Below are 16,235 nucleotides of genomic sequence, written 5' to 3'. Positions count from 1 at the left end.
AACGCTACGTAAATACACTATCTCAAAAGTATCCTAGCGTTATCATTTCATTTGGTTAGCCACCTTTAGATTTACTTTATAAATAGCCTCTAAGACAATCGCCCAGATTAGTTGGAAGCTGTAAATAGATCCAGCTTCGGCAGCAGTAGCGATCGCACCTACATCCAGAAAGCCGCCGATACTGGTAACAATACCAAGAGCGATTTCAAAAATTTTATTCATTGGTTTGCCCGGCAACTTTTCTTAGCTTGTTTAGCGATCGCTTTTCTGCTGCTAATTCTCCAAGTTTTTGCCGTACTACTGAATGATTTTTTTGTGCCACAGCCCTGGACATTTCCTCTGTATTATTTGCTAACTGCAAAACTTCAGTTAATAGTACTGATTTGTCATGCTCACTTACATCTTTAGATAACTTTATTTCGTCTATTTTCTCTTTTTCTTTTCGCAGTTCTTCCTGGGCTTTTTTCAATGTTTGTTCAGCATATTTATTTGGCACAGCACCACGTATCCAAGCATCACCAACCATATTAGCTGTTGCTACCCAAGAAGATACACTTTGTGTTTCTTTTTCCATATCTTCTGCGGACGTTTTACCACTGCAAGAAGCTAGCAATGTCACTATTAATAAATAATTAATTACAGATACCAATTTACCAGGCTCTGGCATTCCTAGACCCTCCATAGCCAATATAAATAACGCTGTGTGCGACTTTCTCTCAAACCTAACCCCCAACCCCAACCCTTGTAGCGTTTAGCCAGATGTTGGAAATCTTCGTGTATTACACGATGAAGTGCGGAATGTGGGCTTATATGTTAACCCGCGAAGGAAGTCAGTAGTCGTACTAGATGAGCGCCTCATTGATGGCGGTCAAACGGCAAGAACAACGGCACACCTATCGAATATGCTGACTTATGGTTACCACGAACTGGAGCAAATACATGGTCAAGAGGGCGCAAAACTTGTTGCTCAAAGTTATACAACAGCGATTAATATTATAGAGCTATAGAGGCGATCGCTACCCAAGAAAATATCAACTGCGACTTTGAGCGACTCAAGGCTATCTTTTTGCTCTAAACCCAAACGTGGACACAAGAACGTTTCTCGATGACACAGGAGGTTTTATTTCGTTGATCGGGTCAGGTAATGAATTCTGATGATGGTATTGCCTATATTAGCAAAAATCCCTTTGATCAGGAAAATGTCTACATCGTCACCAGTGATACAGGCATAGGAATGACCCACATCATGATCGTGCGGATAATCTTAACTGACTTGATTTTACAAAGTCGCAGCTTACCTAGATGAAAACGGCACACTGCACAAACATTCTGCAATCTGTACTCACCTTAACTGTATCGTCGCCTGGAATTCCTCAGAAAAGACCTGGGATTATCTGTGTCACGGTTCGCGGTTTGATACGCAGAGAAAGTTAATCAACGGCCCAGCGATTAATGGGCATGTTTTGTTGAGTGGGCAAACAGCCCACTGTTTTATTGTCAATCTCGTAAATATACGGGAACTTCTTGTTCTGGGTTATGGTCACTTTATGTCACCTTCAACAGCAAGGAGGCTGCCACTGTAACCGAGTAAGCATAGGCGTAGCCCAACAAGGCATCACAGCCCTTTATGTCCAATTTAACTTACCCTAACTCTTTGGCAAGCCGCCGTTGGCATCTAAAGGTGCGTACAGTTACTGTTATCCGTTGTCAGCTTTGACTGAATTGTCTTTATATATACAATAATTACACTTTGTTAGTCAGATTAACGCAGACTTAAAACACTTTTAAATCCCGAAAATGGATGTTTGCTCAGAGAAAAATTTTGCGGTAATCAACCAAATATTACCATAATTCTTTATATGTAAACTAAAAGTTTAGGAAAGCTATATTAAACGCCACCTGACGCATTTTTGCAGCCAAAAACCTCTATACTAGATTAGACTTTGATAAATTTGAGAGTTTTGTTAATTGCAATACCAAAAACTATTAATTTTTAGATGAAATACTAGCGTATCTTATGGTCTATAGTTTTTAAAGTTTAGTCAAAACTATATCCAGTATCATCAAAAAACTGCAAACTTCATGTGGTGCAAAAATCAAGTGGGGAGTGAAAACATGAATTTACGTAGAGATGCATTGCAAATCCTCAAAGAAACTAGTCGAACTTTTTATATCCCAATTAGTCTTTTACCGCCAGGATTGCAAGAAGCAGTAGCATCAGCATATTTGTGTATGCGTGCCATTGATGAAATTGAAGATCATCCTGAATTAGATAACGCTACTAAAGCAAAGCTGTTAAAAACGATTAGCCTGACATTACAGGCAGGAGTTGATGGCTTCGCGGTAGATGCTTTCTTTGCAGGATTTAGTGGGTATGAGAATACCTTAGAAGAAGTCACTGTGAGGATTAGAGAATGGTCACTGCTAGCACCAGAGACCATTGCACCTCGAATTTGGGATGCTACTGCTGCAATGGCAGACCGGATGGCTTACTGGGCAGAAAGAAACTGGAAAATTTACACAGAATCTGATTTGGATCGTTATACCTTTGGGGTTGCAGGTGCAGTGGGATTGTTACTATCGGACTTATGGACTTGGTACGATGGAACGCAAACTAACCGTACCCAGGCAATTGGGTTTGGTCGGGGTTTACAAGCAGTTAACATCCTGCGTAACCATACTGACGATTTAGGGCGTGGGGTAGACTTTTTCCCAGAGGGTTGGAGTGCAGAAAATATGCAAGAGTATGCCCGGCGCAATCTAGCCCTGGCAGAAGCTTACACTAAAGACCTTCCTACCGGACCCGCCTTAGATTTTTGCCAAATTCCCTTAACCTTGGCTAATGGCACTCTTGACGCCCTTGCTAATGGTAAAGAGAAACTCAGCCGCAGTGATGTTTTTGCACTTATCGAACAGCTGATTAGTGTGAACATGAAAGCCAGCTAATAGTCTCTTAACGACTAATGGAGATGATTCTAAATTGCCTCCAAATTTGGGCATCCAAAATCCTACAGTGATTTTCTGTAGGATAGGCACTGCCCTCCAATACTTCTAATACCAATTTTGGATTTTGGGTTGCACCAAAAGTGTGCTGACAGCACAAGCTGGATTTTGGATTCAAAGTCTCTGGCTGAAGGCTGTTCCAGCAATGTCAAACAATACTACCTATAAATAAAAAAGTAGCTCAAACACTAGTTGTAGGTGTAAGTATAATAAATAATCTTACTGAGGCGATCGCTTTACGTAATCTTAGGTAAACTTTAAAAACTCTTTAAAGGATCTCCAGCAAAAATTACCTGGTAATAGTTGATTAATATCTAAATAATTGAAAGGGAGTATAACACTCCCCGTGATTATTCGTGCAGCGAGTTGACAGTGCATGAGCTACTGCTTAAATCCTACCTGTCCCAATCCAGAAAATTTGGTAAGTAACCAAAGGTGTCAGTCTTGTGGCTCGCAACTACTGTTGCGCTCGCGCTATCAGGTGATCAAACCATTAGGTCAGGGTGGCTTTGGAGCAACCTTCTTAGCCTATGATCAAGGCTTACCAGGAGAACCGAGTTGCGTAATCAAGCAATTACGCCCATCAGGAAGCACCCCACACGTTTTACAGATGGCCAGAGAACTCTTCGAGCGAGAAGCCAAAACTCTAGGTAAGATTGGCAATCATCCCCAAGTACCAAGATTGTTAGACTATTTTGAAGATCATGAGCAATTCTACTTAGTTCAAGAATATATCAGTGGTGATACCTTACAGGAGGAGGTGAAACTTAACGGCATCTTGAGCGAAACTGGAGTCAAGCAATTTTTGAGCGAGATTCTACCACTACTGCAATACATCCATCAGCAAAAGGTGATTCACCGTGATATCAAGCCAGCCAACTTAATTCGCCGCACTCAAGATGCCAGAATGGTACTCATCGACTTTGGTGCCGTCAAAGACCAAGTCACTCAAGGTGCGACGAGTCAATCGGGACAAACAGCATTAACTGCATATGCCATTGGTACTCCTGGTTTTGCACCTCCAGAGCAAATGGCTATGCGTCCAGTCTACGCCAGTGATATCTATGCATTAGGGGTAACATGTATTTATTTACTGACTAGCAAAACTCCTAAAGATTTAGATTACAATCCCAACACCGGCGAGATGATGTGGGAGCAGCTTGTGCAAGTGAGTGACCACTTGAGCAATGTATTGCGAAAAATGTTAGAGGTGTCTGTACGTAATCGCTATCAGTCAGCTGCAGAAGTTCTCAGAGCATTGGAAATAGAGCCATACTTAGATAGTTTAGCAAAGGGTTTACTGATTAAATCTGATAGTGGATCTAAAGAGCGAACACACAACCACCTAGAAAATTCTGCTGTTTTGTGTAACAACTCTTCTGCTGCTGTTAGCAGTGCAGGAGTGGCACAGGTAGCGGCAGCAATTCGTGCTAGAAGAGCCAAGGCAGCGGAAGCGGCTGGATTACACCAGGGTTCTGGGATGGCCAAATCAACGACTTTAGCTAATAGCAACAGCAATGCTTTGCAAGTTCAAAATTCTAAAGTTGAGCGTAAGTTAGATACCCAAGGTTTATTAACAGCCTATCTGAAGGGAAGACGAGATTTTGCCCTACATAATTTAAGTTTGCTGAATCTGCAAGGTGCTGACTTATCCCAAACAAATTTCCATTCCGCTCAATTGCAAAAAACCAATCTCCAGGGGGCTAATCTCCAAAATAGTGACTTTGGCAGAGCCAGTCTAACTCGAGCAAATCTCAAGGATGCTAATTTGAGCAAAGCATACTTTAACCATGCTGATTTAGAAGGGGCAGATTTGCGAGGCGCAGACCTCAGCAATGCTTATCTCAGTAATGCTAACCTCCGAGGAGCTAATCTGTGTGGTGCTAATCTCACCAGTGCCAAAGTTTCTGATGAGCAGCTAACACTAGCAAAAACAAATTGGATGACTGTCCGCCCCAATGGTAAACGAGGCTTGTTGTAAGTTGAAAGTTTAAATTTGGGAGCCACTTACTTGCTCTGGTTGCCAGAGTTGAACGAAGTGGCATAATTTTAAATTGGGTGACTTAATTTGGATATTAGATTTTAGACTATCTTTACGGATGAATCCTTTTTATTAAAACCGATAATTTAGATTAGGAAAATAGCCTCCCTGCTTTTTAAACTATCCATTAGTTACATTTTTCTTAACAATTTTAAAACATTTATTTTATAAGGAGCACAAGGCTTATATTTTTTCGCTAGCTGGAAAAATCAGCCCTGATTACTCTTGATAACAACTCAGATTTATTCAGAATAGACCAAGTAGATATAATAGTTGGGTTGAGCGATCGCTATCGCTCTGGCAAATGTTAATTGGTCGCGGCGTACCGCTACCACAAAGCGAGTATTCGTCCCTTGCGCGTCTGCTAGAGAGCGTCGGAGTCCCCCACCATACGTAAAAATTTGGTGGGGGACAGTAATTGCTCCACTTGGGGAGACCCCTGTTCTGGCACTGCTTTACTGACGCCGCTCCGTGACTCAATACTTAGTACTCAATACTTGGAATTTTTTAAAATTGACAAGTGGGTAATGAGCTAATACAGTTCAATTAAGGAAAATAATCTGTTGAGGCAAGCAGGGGAAGCAGGGGGAGAGAAAAAAGCTTAACCCAAGCGTATTGGGTAATGAGCAACCATCATAATTTTTCGATTTGGACTGCCTACCCTAATCCCCAATCCCTAATCCCCAGTCAAGAGTCCCCTTTACGAAATATCTCGTTGTTTAGCAAAAATACGTAGACATTTGGTAATTCTTAATCAAATCTTCATAAATTTTATCTGTTACAAATAACAAATAATTATTTACAATAAACAATGAAGGATCATAATAACTTTTTAAAGAGATTTTCATGCTTTTTATGGCTAGAAACAACAGAGAATCTCGTACCTAAAAGTTGTAAAACAAACGCTTTTAAGCCACTCAAGTTTTCCGATGGCAGCGGAAAATGAAAAATCAATTATTCCTGATTGTAGGCTGAAGCAGAAGATTCACAACCGAAATCAGGTAGTACAAGGTTTACGTATAATGGCTGACTTTGCACAAACGGAAATAGAACGGCGATTGATTTTATATCAGGTATTCCTCAAGTTGTATGAACACCACAGCAGCCTTCTAGATGAAATTCTTCAGTTGGAAAATCTATCTCAACCGTTGTTGACGAGAGTGAAGGCATGTTACGTACATGGTGTAGTGGATACTGCTGCTGTTTATTTGATGACTAACTTGTGCGACAATCAGACCCAAAGTTTACGACAGTCACAAGGTATCTGGACGATAGGTCGTAATCGCAGCAGTGGTATTTGCATTGCTGATAGTTATATGTCTCGTCACCACGCTGCTATTCAATATATTGATGATCAAGGCTTCTACTTAATTGATTTCAACAGTAGCAATGGCTCGTTTGTGAATGGCGATCGCGCTGATCAGCCGATCAAGCTCAAAGATGGCGATCGCATCCGTCTAGGTAGTATGAATTTTGATTTTTTCGTGAATTATACCTGCCGTGTTTTGCCGACTGTAGCAATAGAGTTATTGATGCAGCTTGTGCATCGAAAGAATGATAATCAAGCGGGAATACTTACTTATTCCCATGACACACAAAAACCTCTACTTGAAAAAGCAGATAATAATTTAGAGATTGTCAGAAATTCCCCACTAGTTGAGAAGTTTGAACATTGGTATGAGAACTTCAGCTTAGAACAGAAATCAGAAATTTTAGACCGCTTTTTTAGCAGACAAATACCATACAATCCCAGCTAAAAAATTGGACATTATAGCAATTTAAATTGCATGAAGTATACACAATTCGTAGCCGCGCACAGATGTCATTGGTATCAACTTAACGTAAAAGCCTGTCTAGATAGACCCTTCAGACATTATCTCGAAAAGAATTCTCCGACTGGAAATGCGTAATGTGAGGCTGAGCCTCAAGACTAGCGGCACCGCAATTGATTTGCATTTCCAGCCAGATGGCTGGAAACGAGATTTTAAAGGGGTTTTGGCTCAAGTTGACACCAATACACAGATATACACCCCTATTTTTACTTGATTCCAATGATAAACGCCATAAAAATGATTGCTCGTCATATAGTAGCAATCATTTCCTTAGCCTTGCTGGAACTCATTTATACCTTAGAAAAAGTGGGTTAGCTATCTTTGTAACCCACTACCCATTCAAAGTTGCAGATGAATAAATCTACATTCCTTATTCTTCTGGCTCTAAATCGACTTCTTCCTCTTCCTCTCCTTCACTGGCTTTAGCTACAGAGTTAGCAGAAACAACAGCGCCTTTATCTAGCTTTTCACGCACCAGTTGCTTAATTTGTTCAGCAAATTCAGGCTTTTCTTCTAGATACTTAATGGCATTGTCTCGTCCTTGGGAGATATTATCGCCGTTGTAACTATACCAAGCTCCTTTGCGGACAAGCACGCCCGTTTCTTCTGCCAAGTCTACAATACAACCTAAGGTAGAAATACCTTTGCCAAAAATAATGTCAAATTCCGCTATTCTGAAGGGCGGCGCTACTTTATTTTTGGCGACTTTGACTTTAACGCGATTACCAAATTCATCTGTACCTTTTTTCAAGGTTTGAATCCGGCGAATATCCAAGCGCACCGAAGCGTAAAATTTCAATGCGTTACCTCCAGTTGTAGTTTCTGGGCTACCGTAAGTAACACCGATTTTTTGCCGCAACTGGTTAATGAAAATTACTGTACAACCAGATTTACCAATGTTGCCAGTAATCTTACGTAGGGCTTGGCTCATCAACCGCGCCTGCAAACCAACGTGAATATCACCCATATCCCCTTCAATTTCAGCGCGGGGAACCAGTGCTGCTACTGAGTCAATGACTACAATATCAACCGCAGCAGAGCGAACAAGCTGATCGACAATTTCCAAAGCTGATTCGCCTGTGTCAGGTTGGGAAATCAGCAAATTGTCAATATCTACACCCAATGCCGCAGCATAAGTAGGGTCAAGGGCGTGTTCAGCATCAACAAAGGCAGCAATACCGCCATTTCTTTGCACTTCGGCGAGCGCATGTAGCGCTACTGTAGTCTTCCCGGAACTTTCCGGCCCATAAATTTCAATTACCCGCCCCTTGGGTAAACCACCACCCAATGCTAAATCTAGGGTGAGCGCTCCGCTGGAAATCGTCTCCACCCGCATCCGGGTGGCATCGCCCAGCCGCATGATTGCTCCTTTACCAAAGCTGCGCTCAATCTGGTTGAGCACCATAGTCAGCGCTTTTTGCTTGCCAGAAGTATCGGTGTTGATAGCCATTCCTGCCTCTAATGCCTCTAAATATATGGTTTTAAGGAGTGTTGCTCTGGGAGTCTGAGTAGAACAGATATACTATTTTAACCAGAAAATTCTGGAATAGGACTTCTCAAATCAAAAAAAGGGTGTGACAAGATCCTAACTTGATCGCTACCAGATTAGGGTAGTCTTGCACAATGATACCAACTTGCATTCAGAGATAGCTTTTTTTGACTGAGTAAGCAAGGGGTTTTCAATAAAAGATTATCTAAATAACACAGGCAATGTAAATCAGCATATCATCGACAGGACAGGGGCATCATCGGGTAAAGGGAAGATGTACACAGCTTCTAGGGTGGTGCTAACGAAGTCAAGTGAAAGTTAGTCATGAAGATTGTTCAAGAAGTTTCTTTAATCAGTGTTGGAAGTTTTGAAGAATCAAGCGATTGGTGGATCATTCGCACTGAAATTCGTGATGCTATCTCTCTTATTGTGTATCCTCCTGGTACATCCAGCTTTACAATCAATCCAACAAAGCATGGTAATGGTGTCAAGCCAATTAAAGAAGCTTGCATGATTGCGTTGAGAGATCGGTTTGGATGGAGACTTGAAACTCGAATTAACTATGCAACCAAATCACCAGGAAAAGTTGATGCAACAAAGGTCATTGACAATTATCTTTTCGCTCTTGAGTGGGAAACTGGTAATATTTCCTCAAGCCATCGAGCAGTCAATAAAATGATTCTCGGATTACTACGTGGTATTTTTCTAGGTGCTGCCTTGGTAATCCCTAGCAGGAAACTTTACCCTTACCTGACGGATCGAATTGGTAACTACGAAGAGTTAGAGCCATACTTTGATGTTTGGCGGGCAGTTCAAATCCAAGAGGGTTTTCTTGCAATCTTTGTAATTGAACATGATCAGGTGGATAGCAATGTGCCAACACTTACTAAAGGTACTGATGGTCGTGCCTTGGTCTGAAGTTTCCTCCATACATAACTATGTAGAGTAAGGAATTGGAAGTTGTAACGCAGTTGTGTTGCTTTGCTTTAATTTCTTACTTCCCCTTGCCGATTCCCATTGTTCCATGATGCCATTAGCCAGATCACTCAATCGTTCTAGTGCTGGATGTGTATCCCCAATTTCTGAGCCAATCCAGTAACGTTGTAGTTTTTCTGCTGCGTAAAATGTAGTGCCAGAGCCTCCAAAGGGATCAACTACAATTTGTCCTGGATTAGATGCCATTGCAATAATTCGCTCTAGCATAATGGGAGCAAGTTCGTTAGGAACTCGTTTTTTGTGACGACGATGCCGAACTGGTGGAATGTCAGTCCATATTTCCTCTGTCAATGTCCATAAAACTTCGGTAGAGTCGGCTTCAGAAGTATCTTCCCAAACGTCTTCTGGCGCATCCCAAACATCCATTAAGTTGATACCTTTGTCATTAAGTTTTTTGCGATGCCCACCATAGTCACGAATTTCTCCACTGCAATGCCGACAAACTTGAATGGGTGTGTAGACTTTGTTGAAGACTGCTGGTTCTCCTTTGGTGTAGTAGATTAGTCCGTAGTGAGCAGGAGACATCTTCTTACCTCTTGGAAAAGATTTTGGCATTCTGCAAGCAATCCAATGCCGGAAACACATTCCTTGTCTATTGAGGTATGCACCATACTCTATGCACCATTTGGGCAAGTTGAATACAAATAAACTTCCACCTGGTTTAAGCACTCGAATGCTTTCACTAAGCCACTGTTGCGACCATATTAAGTATTTATCTGCCTCCATCTGATCGCTTACACCTTCACCATATTGTTTACCAAGGTTAAAAGGTGGGTCAGCAAATACAAGATCCACAGACTCATTAGGCAATACTGAGAGGAGTTTAACACAATCTCCCTGATAGAGAATTCCATACTCACTCTTATAAACCTGTTGCAATCCTTGTTGAATTGCAACATCAGTCGCAATCAGTTGAAAAGGGAGCATTAATTTAACCTTTAATACTTTATTGTAGTTTGAGTTTACAAACTCTATTGTCAATTGTCAATAGAAATTTGTTCAGAGGTTGTACTACGGGGTTGATAAGGTTTTCCAGTAGGCTGATTCTTATATCTTTCTACTTCAGCAATTTCCATGTAGTAATAACGCCCAAGTTTGCAAGCTATAATTTGACCATTCTTAATTAAGTCGTGTACTCGCTGACGGGTTATACCAAGTAACTTGGCAGTTTGAGCTACAGAGACTAATTCAGAACTATTGTTAGAAGCAGAGTCTGTCATAGGTATTTTCTTGATCAAGATTTAGTAGAAGTAATTTTAGTCGGTAAGCGCAATGATGATGATGTCTACACAAAGATTAAAGTGTTTACTAGCATAAACTTCTGTTTTCATTAAAATGCTAAAATCGCTCCAGCACAAATGCTTTCAGGCATCTTTGATGACTTTCGACCTTCCCGACTCTCTGATTCTCGATACTGCGCTTTCAGTATCTGGATTAACTGACTATATCCGCTTGCTGTTAGAGCAAGATGAACAATTACGGCAAGTTTGGGTAACTGGAGAGGTTTCCAGTGCTAACCATCATCGCAGTGGTTTATTTTTCACGCTGCAAGATACCGATCGCACCGCCGGAATTAAGTGTGTAGTATGGAATAGCCAATTGCCAAAACTCGCCCAGATACCCGTTCCCGGTGAGCAGATAATTATTTTGGGCAGTATTCGCCTGTATCCACAACGAGGAGAGTATCAGTTATCAGTTTGGCAGACTCTACCTGCTGGTGTTGGTTTACAGGCGCTGCGCTATCAACAACTAAAAAATCGCTTGCTGGCTGAGGGGTTGTTCGACGCGCAAAGAAAGCGATCGCTCCCAATCCACCCCCAAAAGATCGCTGTCGTCACTTCACCCACTGCTGCTGCTTGGGGTGATATTCAAAAAACTCTCAAGCAAAGGTATCCAGGTTTACACGTTTTATTTTCTCCAGCTACAGTACAGGGTGAGCAAGCGGCGGAATCTATCGTCAAAGCAATTGATCGGGTGGAAAATGATGGTCGTGCCGAAGTGCTAATTTTATCGCGGGGTGGTGGTGCGGTTGAAGAGTTGGCTTGTTTTAATGATGAACGAGTGGTGCGATCGCTGGCTAGTTGTTCTGTACCCGTAATTACTGGTATCGGTCATCAACGCGATGAATCTTTAGCAGATTTAGTCGCAGATGCTTGTGTGCATACACCCACTGCGGCGGCGGAAATGGTTGTGCCAGCACTTTCAGAGTTGTATACTGAGCATCGGCAGCGAGTTGTAGCTTTACATGAGGCGGTGCATGACTTTGGGGAAACTGCTGAAAATAAACTGCAAGTATTACAAAATCGTTTGCGGCGTTTGCGGTTAGATCGACAAGTGCAGCAAGAGGTGCAAAAGCTAGCTTGGAAGCGTCAGCAATTGGTGCAAATTACGACGGGGCGATCGCAGCAAGCAACGCAGCATTTAGAGTTGTTGCGGCAGAAGTTGGCTAGTCTTGACCCGAAAGCGGTGTTGCAGCGTGGTTATGCAGTGGTGAGGCGGGAAGATGGGGCGATCGCTCGTTCTGCAACTGAGTTAGCTGTGGGAGATGATTTGTTGATTCAGTTGGGGCAAGGTGGGGTTAAAGTGAAGGTTATGGAAATGAAGGATTAACGAACCACAGAGGCGCAGAGGACACAGAGAGGTTGATGGTTAAACGTAAGAGTGCTTCTAATTCTGAGGAAGGTTGGAATTATGAGGCGAAGGTTATTGAAATAGAGGGAATTATCGCTGGCATTGAGGCGGGTGAGTTGGAATTGGAAGAGGTTTTTGACCAATTTGCTAAGGCTGTAGAGTATTTGCGTCAGTGCGAAAGTTTTTTGCAGCAGCGACAGCAGCAAGTAGATTTATTAATTGAAACTTTGAGTGATGAGTAAAAATATTCAAATTTGTTAAATAGCGTGATTGCCCCCTGGTGTACTGTCAGGGATGCGATCGCTCGATTTTGTAAGCAATGCCAAAAATTGATCGTAGATATCATAACAGAGATAGCTAGAAACCAAATTTAGATATATGCGATTGCCACATCTCAAGGCGCGATGTCTACGACGGGCTACGCCTACGCCTAAATCCGCAATATCCCAAACAGCAAACTGACAAGTTAGCACTCGCGCGATCGCTTTTCCTATCATTTCAAAGCGCGTTGGCGTAGCCTGCCGCAGGCATTGCCAATAAGTGATAATTTAGCATTTTTCGCTAATCAGTTAAGATCATCTTCATCAATCTTCTTTCCTTTTACCCTTCTCCTTGGAATTATGACGCAGGATGAATTGTTGGTACTGATAGATCGCGCCGTGGCTGAGGGTTGGCAAGAGTTAGACTTGTCGGGGCAGGAGTTGACTGAGTTACCTATAGAAATTGGTAAGTTAAAGCAGCTTGAATCTTTGATTTTGGGAAAGAAGGTTGAAGGTTATGAACCAGTAAAAAATCGCCTTCTCCAAAAGGTTTCAGGCAACAATTTAAAAACGCTTCCACTCGAACTATTGGGTTTGCCTAATTTGCGTAAGTTGGATATTAGTGGCAATCCTTTAGAGAGCATTCCCGATGTGGTAACGCAAATACTACATTTAGAAGAACTTATCTTAATTCGAGTAAAGCTAACTGAAATACCTGATGCGATCGTTAAATTAACCAATCTGACGCAGCTTCACCTCAATGACAATCAAATAACCCAGATTCCAGAGGCGCTCGCTAATTTAACCAATCTGACGCAGCTTCACCTTTATAACAACCAAATAACCCAGATTTCAGAGGCGCTCGCGAAATTAACCAATCTGAGGGAGCTTGACCTCAATGACAACCAAATAACCCAGATTCCAGAGGCAATCGTTAAATTAACCAATCTGACGCAGCTTCACCTCAATGACAACCAAATAACCCAGATTCCAGAGGCGATCGCTAATTTAACTAATCTGACGCAGCTTCACCTCAGTTACAACAAAATAACCCAGATTCCAGAGGCGATCGCTAATTTAACCAATCTGACGCACCTTTTCCTCTTTAATAACCAAATAACCCAGATTCCAGAGGTGATCGCTAAATTAACCAATCTGACGCAGCTTCACCTCTATAGCAACCAAATAACCCAGATTCCAGAGGCGATCGCTAATTTAACCAATCTGACGCACCTTTTCCTCTTTAATAACCAAATAACCCAGATTCCAGAGGTGATCGCTAAATTAATCAATCTGACGCAGCTTGACCTCAGTTACAACCAAATAACCCAGATTCCAGAGGCGATCGCTAATTTAACCAATCTGACGCAGCTTGACCTCAGTAGCAACAAAATAACCCAGATTCCAGAGGCGATCGCTAATTTAACCAATCTGACGCAGCTTGACCTCAGTAGCAACAAAATAACCCAGATTCCAGAGGCGATCGAAAGTTTGCCGAAATTACGAAAACTAGATTTACGGAGAAATCCGCTTCCTATTTCACCAGAGATTTTAGGATCTTCTGATAATGTTGGTTCAGTTAAAGACATTCTCAATTACTCGCGATTACTCCGTAGCGGTGAAGTGCGTCCACTCAACGAAGCCAAACTCTTACTTATCGGACAAGGCAGCGTCGGTAAAACATCCCTCATCAAGCGACTAATCCGCGATAAATATGATAAAAATCAACCCCAAACCGACGGACTCAATGTCGAAACTTGGAACGTGCAGGTCAATAGCAAAGATATCCGCCTGAATGTTTGGGACTTTGGTGGACAGGAAATTTATCATGCCACCCATCAGTTTTTTCTGACTAAGCGCAGCCTCTATCTCCTCGTTTGTAATTGTCGCACCAGCGAAGAAGAAAACCGCATCGAATATTGGCTGAAACTAATCGAAAGCTTCGGCGGACGTTCCCCCGTGATTATCGTTGGTAACAAAAAAGACGAACAACCCCTCGACATCAACCGCAAAGCATTACGCGAAAAATATCCTAACATCCAAGCGATTATCGAAACCTCTTGCCAAGACAATATCGGCATTGACGAACTTCGCATTGCCATTTTGCAGGAAGTCTGCCAACTCAAAGAAGTCTACGACCTTTTACCCCTGACATGGTTTGAGGTTAAACAACAACTCGAATCCATGCCCCAAGAGTTCATCACCTATGATCGTTATATCGGCATCTGCTACGAAAACAAAATTCCCGAAGAACAAAACCAAGAGCAACTCATCGACTTGCTGCATCGACTCGGCTTAGTTCTCAACTTCCGCGATCATCCCATCCTCAAAGATACCAACGTCCTCAAACCCAACTGGGTGACAGAAGGTATTTACGCGCTCCTAAGCGATGAAAACCTCAAAACTAAAACCAAAGGCATTTTCACCCCCGCCGATCTCACCCGCATCCTCAATCCAGAGCGATACCCCACCAAGCGTCACAGTTATCTGATCGGGCTGATGAAAGAATTTGAGCTTTGCTTTGCACTAGAATGTGAGCCACCACAATTTCTGATTGCGGGACTTTTGCCTAAAGACCAACCAGACGAAACAAAACTCCACGACGAAACCCTGGAATTTCAATACCATTACAAAGTTCTCCCCGAAAGCATCATCTCCCGCTTCATCGTCATCACCCACGAAAAAATTCATAACCAAATCTATTGGCGCAGTGGCGTAATGCTGCAATATCAAGAAAACAACGAAATCTACAACATCGCTCGCATCAAAGCCGATCCCGAAGACAAAAAAATCTTCATCACCATTAGCGGACGCCAAGAAACCCGCCGCTTATTTCTCGGCATTCTCCGCGATGGTCTTCCAAAAAATCCATAAAAGTCTTCCCAATCTCGAAATCACCGAATGGGTTCTCGTCCCCAATCACCCCAAACATCCACCCCTCGACTACCAAGAACTTCTCGGACTCGAATCAATGGGTGAAAGCACAATCACCATCGGCAAACTAAAATTAAAACTCGATTTGCGTCAACTACTTGATGGGTATGAAGATATAAGAACTCGACAAGGACAACAAATAGACAAAGGAATTATTGAACCATTCCCTATTAAGGAACCAATTATGTCAGAAAGCATCAGAAACCAAATATTTATTAGCTACAGTCATCAAGATGCAGAATATTTAATAGAACTGCAAAAACAACTAAAACCCTATATTCGTGCAGAAGGTTTCATTGTTTGGGATGACACCAAAATCAGACCTGGCGCAAAATGGAAAGCCGAGATTGAAAAAGCATTAGCCACGGCTAAGGTTGCTATCTTGCTAGTCAGCCCTAACTTTATAGCCTCTGATTTCATCGACAAACATGAGCTCCCCCCCTTACTCAACGCAGCCGAAAAAGAGGGATTAACCATTATCTGGATTCCAATTAGTGCAAGCTCATACAGAAAAACCGACATCCAAGAATACCAAGCTGCTCACTCTCCAGATAAACCCCTCGACACTCTAAGTCCGGCAGAACGTAACCAAGCTTGGGTGAAAATTTGCGAAAAAGTCGAAGAGGCAATAAAGGCAATGAAATAGAACTAGGACTTACGCACAAGAGATCCCCCAACCCCCTTAAAAAGGGGGCTTTTAAAGTTCCCCCCTTTTTAAGGGGGGTTAGGGGGGATCTAGGTTTCAGGTTTTGAGTACGTAAGTCCTGAGAACCTATGTCAACATTAACCAAATTCAACTTAAATGTTATGGAAATAGGGAGCAAATTAGGCATTGAACTAAAACTTCCCTCTGGTAAATAGACTTTGCTAACTTCAAGGGCGATCGGCTTGAAATGATGCCCGCCTTTCATTTGATGAGAATTGAACTAGCGATCGCCGAAATAACAAATGGGTTCGCCGAAATAACAAATGGGTTCGCCGAAATAACAAATGGGTTCGCCGAAATAACAAATGGGTTCGCCGAAATAACAAATGGGTTCGCCGAAATA

General features: G+C 42.2%; 15 protein-coding genes and 1 pseudogene. 10 read left to right on the top strand and 6 right to left on the bottom strand.

What is annotated here, in order from left to right; all coding sequences use genetic code 11:
* Positions 1 to 42: 42 nt before the first annotated feature.
* Both V7K48_RS22320 and V7K48_RS22315 read right to left on the bottom strand, forming a co-directional pair.
* Positions 43 to 222, bottom strand: a complete 180-nt coding sequence (locus V7K48_RS22320) for a hypothetical protein (protein ID WP_335075433.1) — start codon at positions 220 to 222, stop codon at positions 43 to 45.
* Positions 215 to 574 (bottom strand): hypothetical protein, encoded by a 360-nt coding sequence (locus V7K48_RS22315; RefSeq protein ID WP_335075431.1) that lies wholly within the window; start codon positions 572 to 574, stop codon positions 215 to 217. The genes V7K48_RS22320 and V7K48_RS22315 overlap by 8 nt, the downstream gene beginning before the upstream one ends.
* Before the next feature lie 226 nt (positions 575 to 800).
* Between V7K48_RS22315 and V7K48_RS22310 the strand changes: the two genes are divergently transcribed.
* The 6 genes from V7K48_RS22310 to V7K48_RS22285 all read left to right on the top strand — a co-directional run bounded on the left by V7K48_RS22310 (position 801) and on the right by V7K48_RS22285 (position 6,801).
* On the top strand, positions 801 to 1,007 hold the full coding sequence (locus V7K48_RS22310; protein WP_335075429.1) for a hypothetical protein: 207 nt from the start codon (positions 801 to 803) through the stop codon (positions 1,005 to 1,007).
* A gap of 137 nt (positions 1,008 to 1,144) precedes the next feature.
* Positions 1,145 to 1,306 carry a hypothetical protein gene (locus V7K48_RS22305; RefSeq protein WP_335075426.1) on the top strand — a complete coding sequence of 54 codons (162 nt, stop codon included), beginning with the start codon at positions 1,145 to 1,147 and terminating at the stop codon, positions 1,304 to 1,306.
* A gap of 10 nt (positions 1,307 to 1,316) precedes the next feature.
* Positions 1,317 to 1,583 carry a hypothetical protein gene (locus V7K48_RS22300; protein ID WP_335075437.1) on the top strand — a complete coding sequence of 89 codons (267 nt, stop codon included), beginning with the start codon at positions 1,317 to 1,319 and terminating at the stop codon, positions 1,581 to 1,583.
* Between the two features lie 532 nt (positions 1,584 to 2,115).
* Positions 2,116 to 2,946, top strand: a complete 831-nt coding sequence (locus V7K48_RS22295; protein ID WP_334976919.1) for a phytoene/squalene synthase family protein — start codon at positions 2,116 to 2,118, stop codon at positions 2,944 to 2,946.
* Positions 2,947 to 3,379: 433 nt separating this feature from the next.
* Positions 3,380 to 4,984, top strand: coding sequence for a serine/threonine-protein kinase (locus tag V7K48_RS22290; protein WP_335075424.1), 1,605 nt, complete (start codon positions 3,380 to 3,382; stop codon positions 4,982 to 4,984).
* Between the two features lie 1,082 nt (positions 4,985 to 6,066).
* Complete coding sequence (locus tag V7K48_RS22285) at positions 6,067 to 6,801, top strand: FHA domain-containing protein (protein ID WP_335075435.1); 735 nt, start codon at positions 6,067 to 6,069, stop codon at positions 6,799 to 6,801.
* 445 nt (positions 6,802 to 7,246) lie between these two features.
* On the opposite strand, the gene recA is transcribed toward V7K48_RS22285, so the two are convergent.
* Entirely contained in the window at positions 7,247 to 8,326 is a 1,080-nt protein-coding gene (recA, locus tag V7K48_RS22280; RefSeq protein ID WP_298904194.1) for a recombinase RecA, read from the bottom strand.
* 363 nt (positions 8,327 to 8,689) lie between these two features.
* On the opposite strand from recA, the gene V7K48_RS22275 reads away from it, so the two are divergent.
* The gene (locus V7K48_RS22275; RefSeq protein WP_335075421.1) at positions 8,690 to 9,283 is read left to right on the top strand and encodes a restriction endonuclease; all 594 of its coding nucleotides are present in this window, start codon (positions 8,690 to 8,692) and stop codon (positions 9,281 to 9,283) included.
* An 18-nt stretch (positions 9,284 to 9,301) separates the two neighbouring features.
* On the opposite strand, the gene V7K48_RS22270 is transcribed toward V7K48_RS22275, so the two are convergent.
* Together V7K48_RS22270 and V7K48_RS22265 are read right to left on the bottom strand one after the other, a co-directional pair.
* A complete protein-coding gene (locus tag V7K48_RS22270; protein WP_335075419.1) occupies positions 9,302 to 10,288 on the bottom strand; it encodes a DNA-methyltransferase in 987 nt (328 codons plus the stop codon).
* Between the two features lie 50 nt (positions 10,289 to 10,338).
* A complete protein-coding gene (locus V7K48_RS22265) occupies positions 10,339 to 10,581 on the bottom strand; it encodes a helix-turn-helix domain-containing protein (protein ID WP_335075417.1) in 243 nt (80 codons plus the stop codon).
* Positions 10,582 to 10,738: 157 nt separating this feature from the next.
* Here V7K48_RS22265 and xseA point away from each other — a divergent pair, with 157 nt between their 5' ends.
* Positions 10,739 to 11,971, top strand: a complete 1,233-nt coding sequence (xseA, locus tag V7K48_RS22260; protein WP_335075415.1) for an exodeoxyribonuclease VII large subunit — start codon at positions 10,739 to 10,741, stop codon at positions 11,969 to 11,971.
* Between the two features lie 35 nt (positions 11,972 to 12,006).
* Positions 12,007 to 12,234, top strand: a complete 228-nt coding sequence (gene xseB, locus V7K48_RS22255; protein WP_334873835.1) for an exodeoxyribonuclease VII small subunit — start codon at positions 12,007 to 12,009, stop codon at positions 12,232 to 12,234.
* 15 nt (positions 12,235 to 12,249) lie between these two features.
* Here xseB and V7K48_RS22250 read toward each other — a convergent pair whose 3' ends face one another.
* A complete protein-coding gene (locus V7K48_RS22250; RefSeq protein WP_335075413.1) occupies positions 12,250 to 12,489 on the bottom strand; it encodes a hypothetical protein in 240 nt (79 codons plus the stop codon).
* A 123-nt stretch (positions 12,490 to 12,612) separates the two neighbouring features.
* Between V7K48_RS22250 and V7K48_RS22245 the strand changes: the two are divergent.
* A pseudogene (locus tag V7K48_RS22245) lies at positions 12,613 to 15,832 on the top strand (leucine-rich repeat domain-containing protein).
* Positions 15,833 to 16,235 lie beyond the last annotated feature (403 nt).

The sequence above is a fragment of the Nostoc sp. genome, from assembly GCF_036919615.1.
In the GTDB taxonomy this organism is placed as follows: domain Bacteria; phylum Cyanobacteriota; class Cyanobacteriia; order Cyanobacteriales; family Nostocaceae; genus Nostoc.
Note: the sequence above shows the minus strand (reverse complement) of the source record. Positions and strands in the feature narration are given on the sequence as shown.

Excerpts from the sequence above, each read along its gene's own strand:
- V7K48_RS22290 (WP_335075424.1), top strand. The coding sequence starts at position 3,380 with ATGAGCTACTGCTTAAATCCTACCTGTCCCAATCCAGAAAATTTGGTA.
- V7K48_RS22315 (WP_335075431.1), bottom strand. The coding sequence starts at position 574 with ATGGAAAAAGAAACACAAAGTGTATCTTCTTGGGTAGCAACAGCTAAT.
- V7K48_RS22275 (WP_335075421.1), top strand. The coding sequence starts at position 8,690 with ATGAAGATTGTTCAAGAAGTTTCTTTAATCAGTGTTGGAAGTTTTGAA.
- V7K48_RS22285 (WP_335075435.1), top strand. The coding sequence starts at position 6,067 with ATGGCTGACTTTGCACAAACGGAAATAGAACGGCGATTGATTTTATAT.
- V7K48_RS22250 (WP_335075413.1), bottom strand. The coding sequence starts at position 12,489 with ATGATAGGAAAAGCGATCGCGCGAGTGCTAACTTGTCAGTTTGCTGTT.
- V7K48_RS22265 (WP_335075417.1), bottom strand. The coding sequence starts at position 10,581 with ATGACAGACTCTGCTTCTAACAATAGTTCTGAATTAGTCTCTGTAGCT.
- V7K48_RS22295 (WP_334976919.1), top strand. The coding sequence starts at position 2,116 with ATGAATTTACGTAGAGATGCATTGCAAATCCTCAAAGAAACTAGTCGA.
- xseB (WP_334873835.1), top strand. The coding sequence starts at position 12,007 with ATGGTTAAACGTAAGAGTGCTTCTAATTCTGAGGAAGGTTGGAATTAT.
- xseA (WP_335075415.1), top strand. The coding sequence starts at position 10,739 with ATGACTTTCGACCTTCCCGACTCTCTGATTCTCGATACTGCGCTTTCA.
- V7K48_RS22270 (WP_335075419.1), bottom strand. The coding sequence starts at position 10,288 with ATGCTCCCTTTTCAACTGATTGCGACTGATGTTGCAATTCAACAAGGA.
- V7K48_RS22305 (WP_335075426.1), top strand. The coding sequence starts at position 1,145 with ATGAATTCTGATGATGGTATTGCCTATATTAGCAAAAATCCCTTTGAT.
- recA (WP_298904194.1), bottom strand. The coding sequence starts at position 8,326 with ATGGCTATCAACACCGATACTTCTGGCAAGCAAAAAGCGCTGACTATG.
- V7K48_RS22320 (WP_335075433.1), bottom strand. The coding sequence starts at position 222 with ATGAATAAAATTTTTGAAATCGCTCTTGGTATTGTTACCAGTATCGGC.